Consider the following 17,314-nt stretch of genomic DNA (forward strand, 5'->3'; position numbering starts at 1 on the left):
CCTGCCAAAACAAGTCCAAGATATTTTTGTTCAGAATTTGTTTTTGCTGCGCAGGTGCGGCTGGAAGTGGCAGATACGTTAAAGCGCTAGCTCGATAGGGATTTGGTGGATTCTGCTGCGCAGAGTAGATCCTGTTGGGCACGGGTACGGGGCACTCGTCTCTCACGAAAATGGTGCGCAAACCACCGATCCTGAAAGGGAAATGATATGACGACGACCACCGAGCGCTCCGCATCCACCGAGACGTCCGAGCGTGAGGGCGGGGAGAACCTCATCGAGCACCCGCTCCTGCTGGCCATGCTCATGCGCCGCCGGGAGGAAGGTGGGGAGAACCTCATCGAGCATCCGCTGCTGCTGGCCATGCTCGCGCGTCGCCGGGAGGAAGGTGGGGAGAACCTCATCGAGCATCCGCTGCTGCTGGCCATGCTCGCGCGTCGCCGGGAGGAAAGTGGGGAGAACCTCATCGAGCATCCGCTGCTGCTGGCCATGCTCATGCGCCGCCGCGAAGAGAGCGGAGAAAACCTCATCGAGCACCCGCTGCTGCTCGCCATGCTCATGCGTCGCCGGGAGGAAGGTGGGGAGAACCTCATCGAGCACCCACTGCTGCTCGCCGCGCTCACCCGCCGCCGCAGGCAGCGCGGGGGCGGGATGTTCGAGCACCCGCTGCTGCTGGCCATGCTCATGCGCCGCCGCGAAGAGAGCGGGGAGAACCTCATCGAGCACCCGCTCCTGCTCGCCATGCTCGCGGGTCGCTGACACCAGACAGCCCGGTCCAAGCACCTACGCCGTCCCTCGACTGTCCCACGATCGACAGCCGAGGGACGGCTCCCATCAACGGCAAAGGAGCAATCCATGGTGTCAGAGGAACATGACAAAACCACCGAACATGAGCAGGTGGACGCGCTGATCGATGACCTCATCCGTGACATCCTCAGCGAGGCGAGCTCGTCGACGAAGACCCGCGCCCGTAGCGGGGACCCCATCACGACTTTGATCGAAACGGCTCTCGCCTCCCCACGAGCGGCGACGGGCGCATCGATGATCGAACGGCTCCTGGTCGCCCGGGTGCTGGCCGACGCGCTGGCCGATGCTCTGGCGCCCGCGCTGGCCGACGCCCTCGCCCCGGAGATCATGAAGGCTCTGGAGCAGCACACCACCACCACCAAAGGTGGCCAGTCCGACAAGCGGGCAGCGTCGCCGACCCGCACGACCCAGTCTCGAGGTGGCAGACGGAAGGCCACATGACGCACTCGCCACCACGCCTGCACCGGACGCTGATGGCGTGTAAGCGGCTGAGCCCCAGGCACGGCGATCCGGACCACGGCACGGTTACCTGCATCCTCACTGTCAGATCAGGCGCTCCAGGAAGACCATGATCGTCATGACGGTGATGCCGGTGACGATCAGGACGACGGACCAGCGCAGATTGCGGTGCTTGGTGCGCGCGATCCGGGCGATCCGCAGGGCGTCGGTGGCCAGGAACAGCTCGTAGTCCGCTGTCTCGGCGTTCATCCGTTCGATCAGGGCCTGGGGCGTGGGCTCCTCGGCGTAGGCGAGGAGCCGCTGTCCGCCCTGGCCGGGGGACGGCGGGCGGATGGTGATCAGGATCAGCAGGACCGCCGCCGACAGCAGGATCAGCGCCAGGATGACGCCGAAGCGCCCGACTCCCGGGAAGCGGGCCGGACCGGTGAGGATGAGGGTGACCGTCACACCGTAGGCAACGCCCGCCCACGACAGTGGAAGGCCGGCCCTCTTCTCGCTGGCGCTGATCAGCTCGGCGCGGGCCGCGGCGGTGGCGGCGTCGAGCCGGTCCCTGAGGGACGGGGACATGGACGCGTGCCGCGCGCCGCTGCCGTCTCCTGAGCGGGGACCGGGTGTGGCCGGACGGTGGTTCATGGTGGGCGATCCTTTTCCGCTGGCGTCGTGGACCAGTGCGGTCGGCCGGTCGCCGGTGGACACGTGAGGATTCCGACGCTCCAGGCGCGGGCGGCACGAGTCGGATCACCTTCGACCCGGCGGCGGAGGCGCGCAGGCGGAACACCCGCGTCCCGTTACGACGGCCCACGCTCTCAGTGTCCCCCGTCCCTCATGACGCCGCCTGCCGGGGTGTTCCGCATCAATCGGCTGACCACAAGGTCCGAATGGGTGGCGGTGCGGCCCCGGGGGCGGCGGGTCGGTCGGGTGCGGCCTTCGATGAAGTGCTGATCGACGCCGGGATCCGAGCGGTCACGGCCGGTATCCGGATCCCGCAGATGAACGCGATCACGGAGCGTTGGATCCAGACCTGCCGGCGCGGACCGCTGGGCCGTCCCCTTATCTATCCGGAACCGGCTATCTATCCGGAACCGGCGCCACCTTCTGCATGCCCTGCGTGAATCCGAGACGTTCCACAACGGACACCGACCACACCGGACTCTTCGGCAGGCCGCACCGCTCCGACCGCGACCCGGCTCGGGCGCCGACCGAGCTCAGGTTGCTCGGCTCGGCGTCCGCCGACGTGATCGTCTGGGCAGCGTCCTCGGGGAGTACCGGCATGCTGCTTGACCTGGACGGATGAATTTTCGGCACCCGCGATGCCGAGCTACGCCTGGGCCGGCACGTCCCGGTCAGCCACGGCGCGGTAGAGCTGCTCATGCGCCGGGCCGCGATGGAAGGACTCAGCGGCCGGCCCGAATGGCGGCGGACCGAACCGGACCAGATCGCCACTTCCATCGGCTGACTAGCGCTGCTTGAGGCGCTGCGCCTCCTTGCGCACCTCGGCCTGAACCGACCGCTCGCGCTTCAGCCACTCGGGGTCCTCCGCCTTGATGGCGTCGATCTCGGCGGTGGTGAGCGGCCCGGTGATGCCGCCCCGGGCCAGGCCCGAGTTGGAGATGCCCAGCTTCACGGCGACGACCTGCTTGGGGTGCGGCCCGTTACGCCGCAGATCGGCCAGCCATGCCGGCGGATCGGCCTGCAGCGCGTTCAGCTCATCCCTGGAGACGACTCCCTCCTGGAACTCGGCGGGAGTGGCCGAGAGGAGCACACCCAGCTTCTTGGCCGCGGTCGCGGGCTTCATCGTCTGAGTGGTCTTGAGCTTGGTCATGGTGTCAAGGGTATGGCGCGAAGCCGCTTTCCCTGACACCGGTACCGTGAGGAGGTGACTGACAAGGAGTTCCGGCTGGCTTACGTGCCCGGGGTGACGCCCGCCAAATGGGTCAACGTCTGGGCCGAGCGTGTGCCCGACGTGCCACTCATCCTGGTCCCCGTTGCCGCCGCCGAGGTGGTGAAGCTCCTGCACGACGGCGGCGCCGACGCCGGGTTCGTGCGGCTGCCCGTGGACCGCGAAGGGCTCAGCGTGATTCCTCTCTATGTCGAGACCACCGTGGTCATGGTGCCGAAGGATCACATGGTGGCCGCCGCCGACGAGGTGACTGTTGCCGATCTCGCCGACGAGGAGGTGCTCCGTCCGATGGACGACACCCTTGAGTGGACGGCCCTGCCCGGGCAGCCGGCTTTCACGCGTCCGGACACGACGGCGGAGGCGATCGAGCTGGTGGCGGCGGGGGCCGGGCTGCTGCTGGTCCCGCAGTCGCTGGCGCGCCTGCATCACCGCAAAGATCTGACCTACCGACCGGTTGTGGAGACGCCGCAGTCGCAGATCGCGCTGGCCTGGCCCGCGGAGGCGACGACTGAGCTGGTGGAGGACTTCATCGGCATCGTCCGTGGGCGTACGGTGAACAGCTCGCGGGGCCGTACCCCCGCGCCTGCCCAGGGGAAGGCGCGGAAGCAGCCGCGGAGTCCCGCTCCGGACGGGTCGGGTCGCCGGGGCGCGCAGACCGGCCGGGGCAGGAAAGGCCACCGTCCCCGCTGAACCGTGCACCGCTTCAAAGTCGTCGTAGGGCGCTTGACCTGCGGATCGACCTGATGCGGCGGTAGCGGATCTCGTCGCGTGTCTGAGAAGGTCGCGTGTCTGAGAGAAGAAGTCGCGTGTCTGAGAGAAGAAGGGGGAGGAGGATCTCGCCGTCTCGCCTGGGACATCCGGTTCTACGAGGAGTGCGGATGCGGTGATGACTTCTGCCGGAGCTTCTGTACGGCCGAGCGGCCGGACGGAGCGTACGGCCCCGGGCACAGATGCGTGCCGCTGCTTCCACCGAGAGGTGATCTGATCCTCGACGTCGTCGATGGGCGGATCATGTACGCGGAGGTCTTGCACTACCCGGAGCTACCCCGTCCGGCAAGCTGAAGCCATCAGCTCGGGGAAGTGCAGCGAGTACGGCAGGCGGCGCGTCGCTGAGATCGGCGCGTTGGTCGGGTACGGCGGTGAACTGCAACCCCGTGCAGGGTCTTCACCCGACCTTCGGTCGCCGCGTCCTCCGGTACTCACATGTGCGGATGTCACTCAGCCGGCTGGCGTTGCCTTTCCCTGATCTTCCGCGCCAACCACCCGACGAAGGCCACGAGTCCCAGCAGGACCAGTAGGAAGAGCAAGCCGATGAGCTTTATGGGCTGGCCGTCCAGCACGTTCGCCAGCCACGGCAGGTCGAACAGCGCGGATATTCCGAAGATCACACCGAACCCGATCAATCCTAGGATCATCGTGAAGGCGATCCCTTTAGCTGCTTCCCGCAGGCGGCCCATTCGGCACCTTCCGTCGTTTAACCCGATTCTGTCTGGTAACCGGCAGGGGCGCATGGCAGCCGGTAAGCAGGTTCGTGGTCGGAACCGAACAGGAGTAGCGACCCACGGGGTCAGCAGGGCGCCGGTGACCGGTGAACCGCTGAAGTACAGCACGTGCTGTGTGACGGCTCGAACCCCTGACATCCTGCTTGCTGCTTGCAAAGACGCATGCCGACCATGCTCGACCTGTGAGACGCAGCTCAGCGCACCGATCGCGTTCCCCGTGACTCCCCGCTGTTCCCCTTCGTTCCCCGCCCCCTCGGGCACGCGACGGACACGGCGCTCGGGAGAGACATCTTCCTTATCAGGACCGTCCCGGCCGTTATCAGGGGCTCAGAACTCGGCCCTGACCAGTGCTGGACGTGTGTGGACGTGAGCCGTCGCGTGCCTTTGTTGCAGTACGCGCCCACTGAGAGCCTTTACTGCCCGAAGGAGAACCGGAGCCGTGCATTGATCAGGAAGTTGAGCCGGTGACGTAGCTCGTCGACCATGGCCTGTTCCGGAACTGCCCCAGGCGTCAACAACGTCCAGCGCAGTGAGCATCCGTTCTCAGCGGGGCGGATGTCGAATCGGATCTCATCATCGGGCCTTTCCGGCCACAGTGACGACCAGACCACGAGTTCCGGCTCCACCGCCCGGAGGATGCGCGGCTCGACCTCATCGGGGTGCAGGTCCAGCCACTGCCGTCCACCAGACCGCCGAGGGTTGGCCAGACTCTCCCACACGATGTGAGGGGGCGGCGGCTGCGTACGCTCTCGCGAACCCAACTCGATCATTTCCGCAGTCTAGAAGGACGTGGCCGGGCCAACCGTCATACGGTCGTTGTCCGCCAGTTTGGAAGATCTCGGTACGCGACCCCATGACCTGCTGTGTTCCGGGTCAGGAGCGGTCTCGCCTTGCCCGTGAGTCCCCGCGACTCCCTCTTGGTGACCCTCCTGACGGGCACGTAGCGGGCATGGTCTGAGAACCCCGTGTGGACGCACACGCTCCTCCCCGACGGGACGATCAGGCCCTACCTCAGCCACCACGAAACCAATTTTTGCGGTTGGCGATCATCCTGGAGCTGAGGCCCCCGCCGGAGGCATCTCTTGGAATGGGATCAGGCAGGCGACATAATTGCCGCATGTCCCAAGTGCCTAAGCTGGTCAAGTTAACGCTGGCGGTGATGGCGCTGGCATTGGTGGTCAAGGTTCTCAAGTGGATAACTGGGATCTACAACGTGCGCGAACCGCTCGACTGGGTGTTCATTGCTATGGCGGCTCTCGGCGTGGCTGCGGCCTTGGGAACTGCTGCGTGGAGCTTGTTCAGGGCGGGCCTGGAGCAGAAGCGTGGTATGCCGTCATCAGGGGAAGCAGCCAGGAGGCCAGTAAGGTATGGGGTCCTGTCCGGGGGCATGGTGACGTGCGCGATGATGGGGCTCGCGTCGATCTTCATGACTTTTAGCTCAACGGATGGGGGAGATCCGTACTCGGTCAGCTCGATCGGCTGGGCGGGATACACCACCATGGCGCTTGGCATGCTGATGCTGGCGGGAATGGCCGTGTGGACCTCTGTCAAGGTAGGCAGGAAGCGGTAGCAGAGCGACCTTTTGGCGGCGCTGCGGCCCACGTGCGGCGAGCTAACGGTTGGATGCGGTGAGGCCGGCATGCGGCGAACGGCCCGAGTGCGGCCCCCGGCCGTGACCAGCCCTCAGGCCGCATGCACGGCCGGGGACCGCAACGCTGGGCCGTGCGGCGGCGCGCTGCACCACCGCCTTGAGGCCATCTCCCGGCGTCTGGACGGCAAGGCGGCGGCCTCGACCTACCGGCGCAAGCGAGCAGTGTTCCATCACGCTCTGGAGTACGCCGTGGAGCTGGGAGAGCTTCCGGCAAATCCGATCCACAAGGTGAAGTTCCGCAAGGTCAAGTCCAGTGGTGAGATCGATCACCGGTCGGTGGTCAACCCCGAGCAGGCTCGTCAGTTGCTCATCGCGGTGACCTACGCGGGCCGTACCCGTGGCCAGATGATGGCGGCCATGTTCGCCTGCATGTACTTCGCCGGTCTCCGCCCGGCTGAAGCGGCCGGGCTGCGCAAGGCGAACTGTGATCTTCCCGAGGCCGGGTGGGGCGCGCTCACCCTGGAGAAGACCCGGCCGGAGAGCAACAAGCGCTACACCGACTCGGGGGAGTCCAACGACGAACGAGGGCTCAAGCACCGCGGTGAGAAGGCGACACGACGGGTGCCGATCTCCCCGGAACTGGTGGCCATCCTGCGCGATCACATCGACAGGTACGGCGTCGCCAAGGATGGCCGGCTGTTCCGGACAGTTCAATGCAGGTCGGAGTCCATGCGTGGTCCATCCTGAACGGCTCTGAACGTCCCTGTACTGCAACCCGAAGTGAAACCCCAGCGGCTACCGGATCATCATTCTCTTCAGGTAGTGACCCCCGCCCCTTTCCATGGGAAAGAAATGCGCAGCCTTGGGGCCATGAAGATTGTCTTCGTCCAATCGTGATCCCGGCTCGGGGAAGATCCAAGTTTGGGGGCCGATCTGTATGTGGGGGTCCGTAAGTGCTGTGAGTTTTGGACAATTGATGTGGAACTCGACGTAGTCCATCACGAGCGTGACGATGTTCGGCTCCTCGCCGACGAGCCCGGTGGGGTCGTCTATGTCACAGGCCATCCGCTTGTTCTTTCGCCACGGACCCCGTGTTGTCAGCGTGGGGGTCATCTGCTGATGTTGCGGTGCTGAGCTGTGAAAACAGAGGTGTAGGTCAGAGCGAGGTGGTTGGCTGCGGGTTCTCCTGGGCGACCGTGCTTCCCCGCCTGTTCTGGCATGTGATCAAGCTCGACGTCTGGGGACGATGAGCGTGGAGCGGCGTCGACGGCACGTGAAAGCTGACCGCGGGCAGTCATCTGGGCGAAATCACCGATGGACGTGACCTGCAAGATCAGGCATGCTGGTTCCCCCTAGGTGGAGGATCAGATGGCGATCGGGCTCACCGAGATTCTGCTCTTGCTGGTTATATGGGGCGTTCCGGCGGTGCTGTTGTTCTTCTTCCTTTACTGGGCGATCCGCCTGGCGATCAGACATGAGAAGCGGCGAGTTCCGGGTCCTCGCGAGATCCTGGATCAGGAGCGACGGGAACGTATGGCGGCGGAGCGTGCCGAGCACTATCGCACCAGAGGACGCCGACCCAACTGAACAAACATCCGAAGGCATTCCTGTTCCAGAGGACTACGTCAGAAGTCGGTGAAGGCTCAGGCCCGGGAAATCATTCCTGACCTGGGCCTTCTCTCTTTGAATGGGCAATGGGAATCGATCCTGCGCTGTCAGCTTGGGAAATCTCCATCGCGCCTGGTCGCTGAGCTGGTGAGACGCTGACCTGCGGGGGAGCGGGGCGAGTGACCATGGTTCCCTGTGAATCCCCCTTGATCACCTTTCTGACGGGCACGCGCGGGGCATGGGAACGTCTGCGCCTTCGTTGCCCCTGGTGCTCAGTGAGCCGGGGGTGAGGAATGCCCCCCGGACCGTCGATCGCCCCCAACCATCGCACGCCATCAGCCACTTACTGGCGATCGTGACACAGTAGTGTGCGACTGACATCTTGCTTGCAAAGACGTATGCCGATCTTATCCAGCCTGCGAAAACGCAGCTCACGGCACTGATCGAGTTCCCCGCGATTCCCCGTTATTTCCTCTCATTTCCCGCCCCATCGGGCACGCGACGGGCACGGCTTCCGGAACGGACCCCCTTCGCTCGGTAAATCTAAGTGAGTTGATCGCGGTTTGGTTGCCGTGTCCTCTTCATGTCGATGCTCGCGGGCCGGTCACGGTTAGCTGGAGATATGACGGTGAGCCGGGGCAGACGCTGGAGCCTGACGGGGGCGGGTGTGGTGGCGACGGTGGCCGGCGGGGTGGCCACCAACCAGGTGGAAGGCCCGTGGTGGGCTCAGGTCGGCTGGTTCGCCGCAGCGATGACCTGTGTCGGGGTGGGGTTATGGGTGACACGCAGGGTCTCCTCCCAAGAAGGGGGCACGGCTCTGGTCGAGGCGGCTGCGACGTCGGTGGAGACGCCTGCTGCTCCGGTCCGGGTGGAGATCACGGTGTCTCCCTCCGGTGCGCTGTCGCTGTCAGGCCCTGTCGCCGCTTCCGAGCAGGACCAGGAGCGGGATCCTGCTGCCTCCTCGGTGGTGGGGGATATTCCGCGTCGGCCGACGGCCTTTCAGCCGCGGGAAGGGTTGATGCGGGAGTTGGAGGAGGCGGGCGGTGGTGTGCGCATTGACCGGGGCGCGGGGGGTGGGCAAGACTCAGATCGCGGCGGCCTATGCACGGCGGCGGGCCGAGGAGGGGTGGCCGCTGGTGGCGTGGGTCAATGCCGAGACCGATGACCAGTTGCTGGCCGGGTTGGACGCCGTGGCCGCGGCGGTGGGGATCGCGATGGTCGGGGAGGATGCCGGGCAGGGGGCGCGGCGGCTCAAGGACTGGCTGTCTCGCCAGAGCGGGCCGTGCCTGCTGGTGCTGGACAACCTGACCGGCACCGAACTGGCGGCCGGTTTGTTGCCGGCGCTGGGAAGCGTGCAGGTGGTGATCTCCAGCAACCGGAGGCAGGTCCAGGCGCTGGGGGCGGCGGTGCCGGTGGAGGTGTTCACCGTGGATGAGGCGGTGGCGTTCTTGCAGGAACGTTCCGGCCGGATAGATGAGCAAGGGGCGTTGCTACTGGCCGGTGAGGTGGAGCGGTTGCCGTTGGCGTTGGCGTAGGCGGCCTGGGTGATCCGCAGCCAGCATCTGGACTACGCACACCTATGTGCGGCGGCTGCGTTCGGTCTCACTGGAGCGGATGCTGCCGACCGTCCCGGGTGAGAGGTATCCGCATGGGGCCGCTCAGGCGGTGCTTCTGTCGCTGGCGCAGCTCGGCTCGGGAACGCGGGTGCGGGTGGAGCGGGGGCTGCTGGAGGTATTGGCGGTGCTGTCGCCGGCCGGAGTCCCGCGCTCGTGGCTGCATCGCATCACCGCCCACCCCGTCTTGGATGGGGAGGTGAGTGGGGATAGGGCGGTGAGGGTGGATGCGGCGATCGGGGTGCTGGCGGATGCGTCGCTGATCGTGGTGAGCGTGGACGGCTCCTCGGTGAGCATGCACCGTTTCATTCAGACGGTGGTCCGTGACGCGGCGCGCAAAAAGGGACAGCTGGATGAGGCGCTGAGCACGGTAGCCGAATGGGTGCGAGCGTGTGGTCCATCGTTGGAGCGGGTGGTGTGGGATCGGGGCGACCGTGAGGCGTTCATCGAGCAGGCCGCCGCTTTGCACCAGCACGTCACCGCTCAGGAACTCGGATCCATCGTGGAGATTGCGGTCCGAGCGCTGTCCTTGCAAGACCTGGCGGGACGCTATCTGGCAGCGGCCGGAGACCTGGCCCGCGCCATCCCTCTGCACGAGCAGAACCTCATCGACTACATCCGTGTCCTGGGCGCAGATCACCCTGACACCCTGTCCAGCCGCAACAACCTCGCCAGTGCCTACCGCTCGGCTGGGGACCTGGCCCGCGCTTTCCCTCTGCACGAGCAGAACCTCATCGACCGCATCCGTGTCCTCGGTGAGGAGCACCCGCTCACTGTGACCGTGCGGAACAATCTGACGGCTGCTCGGGATGAACGGTAAGCCGGGCTGAGGAACGAGGTCCCGGATCGTCCACCCCCGACCAGGTCGCCTCACCGTTGGCGCGCAGGCCGTACGACCTGCGGCACGCGGCGGTCTCCCTCTGGCTCAACGCCGGAGTCCACGCGCCGGAAGTGGCGGAGCGGGCGGGGCACGGGGTGGACGTGCTGCTCAAGGTCTACGCCAAGTGCATCGACGGGCAGCACGAGGCGGCGAACAAGCGGATCTTGGAAGCGCTCACGACCTGAGATCCCTGACAGCTGGACAGCCAGGACCCTGGGCAACCCCCGGGGTCCTTCGTCGTGTCGGCTCCCGCACCCTCGGAATCGTTCCGCGGGCTTCCGGAACTCCCGTGCTGACCTGGGGAAACGCCGGTGGTCCCATTCCGTGTATATTCCGGGACCACTGGCGGACAGCTGCATTCGACTGCATCCAGCTGCATGTGCCAGTGAAGATCGACAGGAACGAAGGCCCAGGTCAGGGCCTAAATTCCTGCTTGCGAGTGGTAGGGCGCCTGGGACTCGAACCCAGAACCTACGGATTAAAAGTCCGCAGCTCTAACCATTGAGCTAACGCCCCGCTGGAGACAGCGTACCGAGGATAGTGTCCACTAACGCCCGTCGCCAGGCCCGCAGGCGATCACTGTTTACTCGATAGCAGCCAGAACCGGGGAGTCGGCTCTCATACAGTGGCATCTATGACGAGCTCGAAGCTTGATCCCGCCCGCGGTCCGCGCTTGTCGGCAGAGCAAGGTTACGTCGTGGTCGATGTGGAGACCACCGGTTTCTCTCCCGCCAAGGGTGACCGGATCTGCGAGATCGCGCTTGTCTCCCTCGCCCCCGACGGCGCGACGGTCGACGAGTGGCACTCGCTGATCGACCCCGGCCGCGGCACCGGAGCCGTGCACGTCCACGGCATCACCAACGCGATGGTCGACGGCGCGCCGGTGATCGAGGAGGTGCTGGACGAGGTGTGGCGGCGGGTCGCCGGGCGGGTCCTGGTGGCTCACAACCTCTCCTTCGACCTGCGTTTCCTCAGCGTCCTCCCCGGCAGCCACTGGATGACCGAGACCATGTGCACGCAGCGGCTCGCCCCTGACTTCATCCCGGCGGGGAAGTGGACCCTCGGCGCCTGCTGCGAGCGCGCGGGCATCACGTTCTCGAACGCCCACGCCGCGCTGGCCGATGCCCACGCCACCGCCGAGCTGCTCCGCTTCTACCTGCGCCGGGGCCTCTCCTGGCAGAGCGAGCTGGACAGGGCCGCCCAGGCCCCGCAGTGGCGCCCCAGCGGCCTGCCCCAGAAGCGGGCCCGGCAGCGGTAGCGGGACGCCGGACGAGGCCCCGCGGGGAGGGCGGGCCGCGGGGAGGGCGAGGTCCGGCCCGGGCTCAGTGGAAGGCGTCCAGCCCTGTGAGCGCCCTGCCCAGGGTGAGGATGTGGACCTCCTCGGTGCCTTCGTAGGTCAGGACGCTCTCCAGGTTGGTCATGTGCCGGATCACCGGATACTCCAGCGTGATGCCGTTGCCGCCGAGGATCGAGCGCGAGCGGCGGGCGATGTCGATGGCGGCGCGGACGTTGGCGAGCTTGCCGAAGCTGACCTGCTGGGGGGTCAGGGCCCCGGCGTCCTTCAGACGGCCCAGATGGAGGGCGGTGAGCTGGGCCTGGCCCAGGCCCACATACATCCAGGCGAGCTTCTCCTGGGTCAACTGGAAGCCGCCGATGGGCCTGCCGAACTGGACGCGGGTCTTCGAGTAGTCGACGGCCGACTCCAGGCAGGCGCGGGCCGCGCCCACCACACCCCACAGGATGCCGAAACGGGCCTCCGACAGGCACGACAGCGGCCCCTTCAGGCCGCGGACCCCGGGGAGTACGGCTGACGCCGGGAGGCGGACGTCGTCGAAGTAGAGAGAGGAGGTCACCGAGGCCCGCAGGGACATCTTCTTGTGGATCTCCGGCGCGGAGAAGCCCGGCGTGTCGGTGGGGACCACGAAGCCGCGGATGCCGTCCTCGGTCTGGGCCCAGACCACGGCGACGTCGGCGATGGAGCCGTTGGTGATCCACATCTTGGCGCCGTTGAGGATCCAGTCGCCGGAGGCGTCCTGCTTGGCGTGGGTGCGCATGTTCGCCGGGTCGGAGCCGTGGTCGGGCTCGGTCAGGCCGAAGCAGCCGATCGCCTCGCCCGCGGCCATCCGGGGCAGCCACTGCTCTTTCTGCTCCGCAGAGCCGTACTTCCAGATCGGGAACATGGCCAGCGAGCCCTGGACGGAGACGAACGACCGGAGTCCGGAGTCCCCGGCCTCCAGCTCCCGGCAGGCGACGCCGTAGGAGACGGCGTCCAGGCCCGCGCAGCCGTACCCGTCGAGGTGCATGCCGAGCACGCCGAGCGAGCCGAGCACCGGGCCGAGCTCGCGGGCGGGGAAGACGGCCTCCTCGAACCAGTCGCCCACGTGGGGGAGGACCCTGTCGGCCACGAACCCCTTCACTGTGTCGCGGATGAGCCGCTGCTCCTCGGAGAGCCCGTCGTCGATGCGCAGAAGGTCGTCCATGGGATGTTCCTCTCTCGTCGGCCCCTGTCAGGGTATTGCCGGCGCTCTGGGCAGGGATGTCAGGGTCGTGCCAGGGGGAATCCCGATGTGATGGGGGCTCCTTCTCGGGCAGTCTGAAGACATGAACGAAAACGACTTCTCGGGCGTCAAGCAGCTCCGCAGGACCAGGGACGGCCGCATCGTCGCGGGGGTGGCCTCCGGTCTCGGTCGGTACATCGGGATCGACCCCAACATCATCCGGGTGGCCCTCGCCATCGCCACCTTCTTCGGCGGCCTCGGCGTGGGGATCTACGCGATCGGCTGGCTGCTCCTGCCCGATGAGGGCAAGGACAGGTCGATCATCCAGGACCTGGTCGACAAGAACAAGGACAACCCGGTCTGGCAGGACGTGAAGTCCAAGACCGAGCAGAACTGGGCCAAGGCCGAGCAGAAGTGGGCCAAGGCGACCCACCAGGACCAGGCCCCGCACTACCCGACCTACCAGGACCCGGCGCCGCACTACCCGACGCATCAGGACCCGGCCCCGGCTGCCCCGCACAATCCGGTGCCTCAGCACGACAACGAGTCCAAGCCCCAGGCGTGAGTCAGACGGTCGCCTCGGCGCGGACCTTCTCGATGATCTCCTGGCAGGACCCGACCCAGAGCATGGCCAGCGCGGCCGCGACGGACAGCCCGGCCGCGCCGGTCAGTGCCACCACGTTCGCGGGGCCGAGCCCGTCGGCGGCGGCGCCGCCGACGAGGATGCCGACGCCCTGAGAGGCCAGCAGGCCCGACTGCACGAGCCCGAAGGCCAGGCCCCGCCGTTCCGGGGGAACACACTGAACGAACGCGGCATTGGCCGCGAGCTGGTAGGCGCCGCCGATGCCCGAGACGAACCACAGGGCCAGCACCACGGCGAGCGGCGGCTCCATCGCGCACAGGATCAACGGCGCGCAGGTCAGCATCGCCATCCAGCCCATGGCGCGGATCCGTTTCGACGGGCTGACGTAGCGGCTGAAGAGGAAGGCGCCGACGACGGTCCCCGTCGGCATCGCGCCCATCAGCAGGCCGGCGATGAACGAGATCCGCTGCGGCTCGTCGGTCAGGGTGGCGGCGTAGGGGGTGGCGATCCCCTCGGGGAGCACGTAGAAGCCGCACAGCCAGGCGAAGAGCACCAGCGTCCGGAGCCGGGGATCGCCGAAGACGAGCTTGGACCCGGCGCGGGTCATGGTCCACATGGACGGCCGGTCGGTGCCGCCGTCGAGAGGGGCGGGGCGCCGGCGCACTCCCGAGACCAGGATGAGCGCGGAGGCGAGGAACGTGGACGCGTCCAGCGCCAGCGCGCGGTACGGTCCCATACCCATGACCAAGGCGCCGCCGAGGGCGAAGCCCAGCATCTGCGCACCCTGGTTGGTCATGTTCTGCAGTGCTGAGCCCGCGACATAGCGGTCGCCGGTGAGCAGCTCCGGCAGCAGCGCCGCCCTGGCGGCCGAGAACGGGGCGCTGAGCAGCACCACGCAGAAGACGAGGCCGCACAGCACCGGGAACGGGGTCCCGGGGATGGCCATGAAGGCGACCAGGACGGCCCGGAGCAGGTCGCAGACGATCATGACGCGCCGCCGGGAGTGGCGGTCGGCGAGACCCGCGAGCAGCGGGCCACCGATGATCGGCGGCAGATAGGTCAGTGCGTAGACCGACGCGGTGGCCAGTGGCGATTGCGTCCGCTCGAACACCAGCACGGACAGCGCCACCCGCGACAGCTGGTCGCCGAGGAGGGAGAGCGCCTGGCCGAGCCAGAGCGCGCGAAACTCCCTGACGGCGATGACCTCGCCATAGGTCGCCTGGCGTTCGGCCGGGCGGCGGTGCCGCCCGGGTAGCCGGCCGGGCCTGGTGGCCGCCATAGGACTCCGCTGGGCTTACGCGCATTGACTGTCGGTGTTCGGTGCGTAACCTACGGTGCCCGTTGAAGTGTCGGCGCGCAACTGAAAGCGGCCAACCTCATGCAAGCTGTAATCGTAAATTGGGAAATCTCGGGCATGCGAGAAGTCGATATGTAATGCGGCTTTGGCTACCAGCCGAGGGAGTGCAGCCTGTCATCGTCGATGCCGAAGTGGTGGGCTATCTCGTGGACCACGGTGATCCGTACCTCTTGCACCACGTCGTCCTCGGTCTCGCAGATCGAGCAGATCGGGTTGCGGTAGATCTCGATCCGGTCGGGTAACACTCCTGCGTACCATTCACCACGCTCGGTGAGTGGTATGCCGGTGTAAAGGCCCAGAAGATCCGGCTCCGGCGGATCGTCCACGACCACCACAACCACGTTGTCCATGACTTTCGTCAGCTCGGGGGGGATCGTGTCCAGCGCGTTGGCCACGAGCTCTTCGAACTTCTCTCTCGAGACCTCGATCACACCTGCCATTGTGCCCCGTGTTTTCGGGTAAAGGGGAGCCGCATGAACGTCACGGACCGGACCCAAGCTCTCCGCCGCGCCGCGGCGGGGCGGATCGCCCGTGCGATCGCGGTCGTGCTCGTCGCCCTGGGCGGCGCGTGGCTGGGCATCGCGCTCGGCGGCCCGGTGCACGCCGCCGTCGGCCCCGTCGAGATCGGGATGTCGGCGGAGCCCTCCTGGGCGGGGGAGACCGTCGTGGACGCCCACCCGCTGGGCACGCTCCTGTTCGACACCCACAACGCCCCGGTCGGCCTGCGCATCACCCTGGAGAACATCAACCCCGCCCGGGCCGGCGCGCTGCTGGACGACCCCCGGATCTCCGGGCAGTTCCCCGCCCTGCTGGAGAAGGAGTTGCGCGAAGGGGTCAAGACGCTGATCCTGCGTGCCGCCCTCTGCGGCCTGGCGGGAGCCCTCGTCGCCGCGCTGATCGTCTTCCGCCGTCCAGGGCCGGCCCTGGCGAGCCTGCTGAGCGCCACCGTCATGATCGCCGGTACGGGCGCGGCCGTCGCCGTGACGTTCCGGCCGAATTCGGTGGTGGAGCCGAAGTACACCGGCCTGCTCGCCGGAGCGCCGTCCCTGGTCGGCGACGCCGAGTCGATCGTGACGAAGTTCGAGTCCTACCGGGTCCAGCTGGCCAAGCTGGTCAACAACGTCTCCCAGCTCTACGACGCGGTCTCCACCCTGCCGGTCTACGACTCCGACCCCGAGTCGATCCGGGTGCTCCACGTCTCCGACATCCATCTCAACCTCATCGCGTGGAATCTCATCCACTCGATCACCGCCCAGTTCAAGATCGATTTGATCGTGGACACCGGCGACCTGACCGACCACGGCACCGGCCCCGAGGACAAGTTCGTCAAGGAGGTCAGCAGCTTCGGCGTGCCGTACGTCTTCGTCAGGGGCAACCACGACTCCAAGGCGACCCAGCGGGCCGTGGGCAAGCAGAAGGGCGCGGTCGTCCTCGACGACTCCGCCGAGACCGTGGCGGGGCTGCGCATCTACGGCCTGGGCGACCCCCGCTTCACCCCCGACAAGTCCGTGGTCGTCGACTCCGACCCCGAGTCCCTGACCGCCCTGGGGCGTGCCCACGCCACCCGGCTCGGCCAGGCGTTCGAACCGGTCGACCTCGTGGCGGTGCACGACCCCACGATCGCCAGGGCGTTCTCCGGCGCGGCCCCGATGGTCCTCGCCGGCCACTCCCACGAGCGGTCCACCGAACTGCTCCCCTCCGGGACCCGTCTCCTCGTCCAGGGTTCCACCGGCGGTGCCGGCCTGCGCGCCCTGGAACACGACGAACCCACCCCTGTCGCGGCCTCGGTTCTCTACTTCGATCGCAAGACGCACAGGCTCAGGGCCTGGGACGACATCACTCTGGGGGGACTCGGCGAGCAGTCGGTTCAGATCGAGCGTCACGTTGAGACCGACCCTGGCCGTACAATTTCCCCTGGGCCTACAGGCGCCCCGTCTCCGACGGGATCGCCCAGCGGCACCACGACGCCTTAAGCCGGAACGCCGCTTTGGCATCGGGGGCAAAACTCCCCTATGCTTCAGAGGTCTCCAGCGGAAGACGGCAACGGAACGGAATGAGAATTCCGAGCCCCCATCGTCTAGTGGCCTAGGACACCGCCCTTTCAAGGCGGCGACACGGGTTCGAATCCCGTTGGGGGCACGGCCGAGCAGACGCTCGCCAGGGAAACGGCAGGTCGAAGACCTCCGAAGAACTGGTAAGCTAAGCAAGGCAAGACGGACGGAAGCGAAAACTTCCGACCAAGCAAGGTCCTGTAGAGCAGTTTGGAGTGCTCGCCACCCTGTCAAGGTGGAGGTCGCGGGTTCAAGTCCCGTCAGGACCGCTCTGGTAGGTGTTCGATCCACCACCGAGGTCAGGTAGCTCAGTCGGTACGAGCGTCCGCCTGAAAAGCGGAAGGTCGGCGGTTCGACCCCGCCCCTGACCACAGCAACTGAGCAGGGAAGACGCCCCGGACGATCATCGTTCGGGGCTTTTTGATCTCCAATGACAGCAACGTTGACGACAACGTTGATGCAGGATGC

At 66.8% G+C, this 17,314-nt stretch carries 22 protein-coding genes, 4 tRNA genes and 1 pseudogene; 17 read left to right on the plus strand and 10 right to left on the minus strand.

What is annotated here, in order from left to right; translation table 11 throughout:
* Nucleotides 1–207: 207 nt before the first annotated feature.
* Entirely contained in the window at nucleotides 208–756 is a 549-nt protein-coding gene (locus tag J2S55_RS18680) for a hypothetical protein (RefSeq protein ID WP_306862428.1), read from the plus strand.
* A gap of 96 nt (nucleotides 757–852) precedes the next feature.
* Complete coding sequence (locus tag J2S55_RS18685) at nucleotides 853–1,245, plus strand: hypothetical protein (protein ID WP_306862431.1); 393 nt, start codon at nucleotides 853–855, stop codon at nucleotides 1,243–1,245.
* A 102-nt stretch (nucleotides 1,246–1,347) separates the two neighbouring features.
* Here J2S55_RS18685 and J2S55_RS18690 read toward each other — a convergent pair whose 3' ends face one another.
* Complete coding sequence (locus tag J2S55_RS18690; protein WP_306862434.1) at nucleotides 1,348–1,896, minus strand: Pycsar system effector family protein; 549 nt, start codon at nucleotides 1,894–1,896, stop codon at nucleotides 1,348–1,350.
* Between the two features lie 475 nt (nucleotides 1,897–2,371).
* Between J2S55_RS18690 and J2S55_RS18695 the strand changes: the two genes are divergently transcribed.
* A complete protein-coding gene (locus J2S55_RS18695) occupies nucleotides 2,372–2,557 on the plus strand; it encodes a hypothetical protein (RefSeq protein WP_306862437.1) in 186 nt (61 codons plus the stop codon).
* A 162-nt stretch (nucleotides 2,558–2,719) separates the two neighbouring features.
* Here J2S55_RS18695 and J2S55_RS18700 read toward each other — a convergent pair whose 3' ends face one another.
* Entirely contained in the window at nucleotides 2,720–3,085 is a 366-nt protein-coding gene (locus tag J2S55_RS18700) for a DUF5997 family protein (RefSeq protein ID WP_306862440.1), read from the minus strand.
* Between the two features lie 54 nt (nucleotides 3,086–3,139).
* On the opposite strand from J2S55_RS18700, the gene J2S55_RS18705 reads away from it, so the two are divergent.
* Nucleotides 3,140–3,853 carry a LysR family transcriptional regulator substrate-binding protein gene (locus J2S55_RS18705; protein ID WP_306862443.1) on the plus strand — a complete coding sequence of 238 codons (714 nt, stop codon included), beginning with the start codon at nucleotides 3,140–3,142 and terminating at the stop codon, nucleotides 3,851–3,853.
* Between the two features lie 78 nt (nucleotides 3,854–3,931).
* Nucleotides 3,932–4,225, plus strand: coding sequence for a hypothetical protein (locus J2S55_RS18710; protein WP_306862447.1), 294 nt, complete (start codon nucleotides 3,932–3,934; stop codon nucleotides 4,223–4,225).
* Nucleotides 4,226–4,377: 152 nt separating this feature from the next.
* On the opposite strand, the gene J2S55_RS18715 is transcribed toward J2S55_RS18710, so the two are convergent.
* Nucleotides 4,378–4,620, minus strand: coding sequence for a hypothetical protein (locus J2S55_RS18715; protein WP_306862449.1), 243 nt, complete (start codon nucleotides 4,618–4,620; stop codon nucleotides 4,378–4,380).
* 458 nt (nucleotides 4,621–5,078) lie between these two features.
* Nucleotides 5,079–5,435 (minus strand): hypothetical protein, encoded by a 357-nt coding sequence (locus tag J2S55_RS18720; protein ID WP_306862452.1) that lies wholly within the window; start codon nucleotides 5,433–5,435, stop codon nucleotides 5,079–5,081.
* Between the two features lie 347 nt (nucleotides 5,436–5,782).
* Here J2S55_RS18720 and J2S55_RS18725 point away from each other — a divergent pair, with 347 nt between their 5' ends.
* Together J2S55_RS18725 and J2S55_RS18730 are read left to right on the plus strand one after the other, a co-directional pair.
* Nucleotides 5,783–6,235 carry a hypothetical protein gene (locus J2S55_RS18725; protein ID WP_306862454.1) on the plus strand — a complete coding sequence of 151 codons (453 nt, stop codon included), beginning with the start codon at nucleotides 5,783–5,785 and terminating at the stop codon, nucleotides 6,233–6,235.
* A 102-nt stretch (nucleotides 6,236–6,337) separates the two neighbouring features.
* A complete protein-coding gene (locus J2S55_RS18730; RefSeq protein WP_306862456.1) occupies nucleotides 6,338–7,003 on the plus strand; it encodes a tyrosine-type recombinase/integrase in 666 nt (221 codons plus the stop codon).
* A gap of 48 nt (nucleotides 7,004–7,051) precedes the next feature.
* Here the strand turns inward: J2S55_RS18730 and J2S55_RS18735 are convergent, their stop codons facing one another.
* Entirely contained in the window at nucleotides 7,052–7,369 is a 318-nt protein-coding gene (locus tag J2S55_RS18735) for a hypothetical protein (protein ID WP_306862458.1), read from the minus strand.
* Between the two features lie 255 nt (nucleotides 7,370–7,624).
* On the opposite strand from J2S55_RS18735, the gene J2S55_RS18740 reads away from it, so the two are divergent.
* Nucleotides 7,625–7,843 carry a hypothetical protein gene (locus J2S55_RS18740; RefSeq protein ID WP_306862460.1) on the plus strand — a complete coding sequence of 73 codons (219 nt, stop codon included), beginning with the start codon at nucleotides 7,625–7,627 and terminating at the stop codon, nucleotides 7,841–7,843.
* Nucleotides 7,844–8,590: 747 nt separating this feature from the next.
* Here J2S55_RS18740 and J2S55_RS18745 read toward each other — a convergent pair.
* Nucleotides 8,591–8,743: a hypothetical protein gene (locus J2S55_RS18745; protein WP_306862462.1), complete on the minus strand. Its 153-nt coding sequence runs from the start codon at nucleotides 8,741–8,743 to the stop codon at nucleotides 8,591–8,593.
* Nucleotides 8,744–8,937: 194 nt separating this feature from the next.
* Between J2S55_RS18745 and J2S55_RS18750 the strand changes: the two genes are divergently transcribed.
* The 3 genes and pseudogenes from J2S55_RS18750 to J2S55_RS18760 form a co-directional block, all read left to right on the plus strand.
* On the plus strand, nucleotides 8,938–9,399 hold the full coding sequence (locus tag J2S55_RS18750) for a hypothetical protein (protein ID WP_306862465.1): 462 nt from the start codon (nucleotides 8,938–8,940) through the stop codon (nucleotides 9,397–9,399).
* A gap of 46 nt (nucleotides 9,400–9,445) precedes the next feature.
* On the plus strand, nucleotides 9,446–10,297 hold the full coding sequence (locus tag J2S55_RS18755) for a tetratricopeptide repeat protein (protein ID WP_306862467.1): 852 nt from the start codon (nucleotides 9,446–9,448) through the stop codon (nucleotides 10,295–10,297).
* Nucleotides 10,298–10,329: 32 nt separating this feature from the next.
* A pseudogene (locus J2S55_RS18760) lies at nucleotides 10,330–10,542 on the plus strand (tyrosine-type recombinase/integrase); the annotation flags it as partial.
* A 255-nt stretch (nucleotides 10,543–10,797) separates the two neighbouring features.
* Here J2S55_RS18760 and J2S55_RS18765 read toward each other — a convergent pair.
* A tRNA-Lys gene (locus tag J2S55_RS18765) sits at nucleotides 10,798–10,873 on the minus strand.
* Nucleotides 10,874–10,991: 118 nt separating this feature from the next.
* Between J2S55_RS18765 and J2S55_RS18770 the strand changes: the two genes are divergently transcribed.
* A complete protein-coding gene (locus J2S55_RS18770) occupies nucleotides 10,992–11,615 on the plus strand; it encodes a 3'-5' exonuclease (RefSeq protein WP_306862469.1) in 624 nt (207 codons plus the stop codon).
* Nucleotides 11,616–11,679: 64 nt separating this feature from the next.
* Here J2S55_RS18770 and J2S55_RS18775 read toward each other — a convergent pair whose 3' ends face one another.
* On the minus strand, nucleotides 11,680–12,837 hold the full coding sequence (locus tag J2S55_RS18775) for an acyl-CoA dehydrogenase family protein (protein ID WP_306862471.1): 1,158 nt from the start codon (nucleotides 12,835–12,837) through the stop codon (nucleotides 11,680–11,682).
* 121 nt (nucleotides 12,838–12,958) lie between these two features.
* Here J2S55_RS18775 and J2S55_RS18780 point away from each other — a divergent pair, with 121 nt between their 5' ends.
* Nucleotides 12,959–13,420 carry a PspC domain-containing protein gene (locus J2S55_RS18780; RefSeq protein ID WP_306862475.1) on the plus strand — a complete coding sequence of 154 codons (462 nt, stop codon included), beginning with the start codon at nucleotides 12,959–12,961 and terminating at the stop codon, nucleotides 13,418–13,420.
* Nucleotide 13,421: 1 nt separating this feature from the next.
* Here J2S55_RS18780 and J2S55_RS18785 read toward each other — a convergent pair whose 3' ends face one another.
* Both J2S55_RS18785 and J2S55_RS18790 read right to left on the minus strand, forming a co-directional pair.
* On the minus strand, nucleotides 13,422–14,717 hold the full coding sequence (locus J2S55_RS18785; protein ID WP_306862478.1) for an MFS transporter: 1,296 nt from the start codon (nucleotides 14,715–14,717) through the stop codon (nucleotides 13,422–13,424).
* 167 nt (nucleotides 14,718–14,884) lie between these two features.
* Nucleotides 14,885–15,235 (minus strand): metallopeptidase family protein, encoded by a 351-nt coding sequence (locus tag J2S55_RS18790; protein WP_306862480.1) that lies wholly within the window; start codon nucleotides 15,233–15,235, stop codon nucleotides 14,885–14,887.
* A 33-nt stretch (nucleotides 15,236–15,268) separates the two neighbouring features.
* Here J2S55_RS18790 and J2S55_RS18795 point away from each other — a divergent pair, with 33 nt between their 5' ends.
* The 4 genes from J2S55_RS18795 (at nucleotide 15,269) to J2S55_RS18810 (ending at nucleotide 17,217) form a co-directional block, all read left to right on the plus strand.
* Nucleotides 15,269–16,768 (plus strand): metallophosphoesterase family protein, encoded by a 1,500-nt coding sequence (locus tag J2S55_RS18795; protein WP_306862483.1) that lies wholly within the window; start codon nucleotides 15,269–15,271, stop codon nucleotides 16,766–16,768.
* A gap of 93 nt (nucleotides 16,769–16,861) precedes the next feature.
* Nucleotides 16,862–16,934, plus strand: a tRNA-Glu gene (locus J2S55_RS18800).
* 106 nt (nucleotides 16,935–17,040) lie between these two features.
* Nucleotides 17,041–17,115 (plus strand) — tRNA-Asp (locus J2S55_RS18805).
* A 28-nt stretch (nucleotides 17,116–17,143) separates the two neighbouring features.
* Nucleotides 17,144–17,217 (plus strand) — tRNA-Phe (locus J2S55_RS18810).
* Nucleotides 17,218–17,314: the final 97 nt, after the last annotated feature.

Origin of the sequence: Streptosporangium brasiliense, assembly GCF_030811595.1 — a bacterium.
GTDB lineage: Bacteria > Actinomycetota > Actinomycetes > Streptosporangiales > Streptosporangiaceae > Streptosporangium > Streptosporangium brasiliense.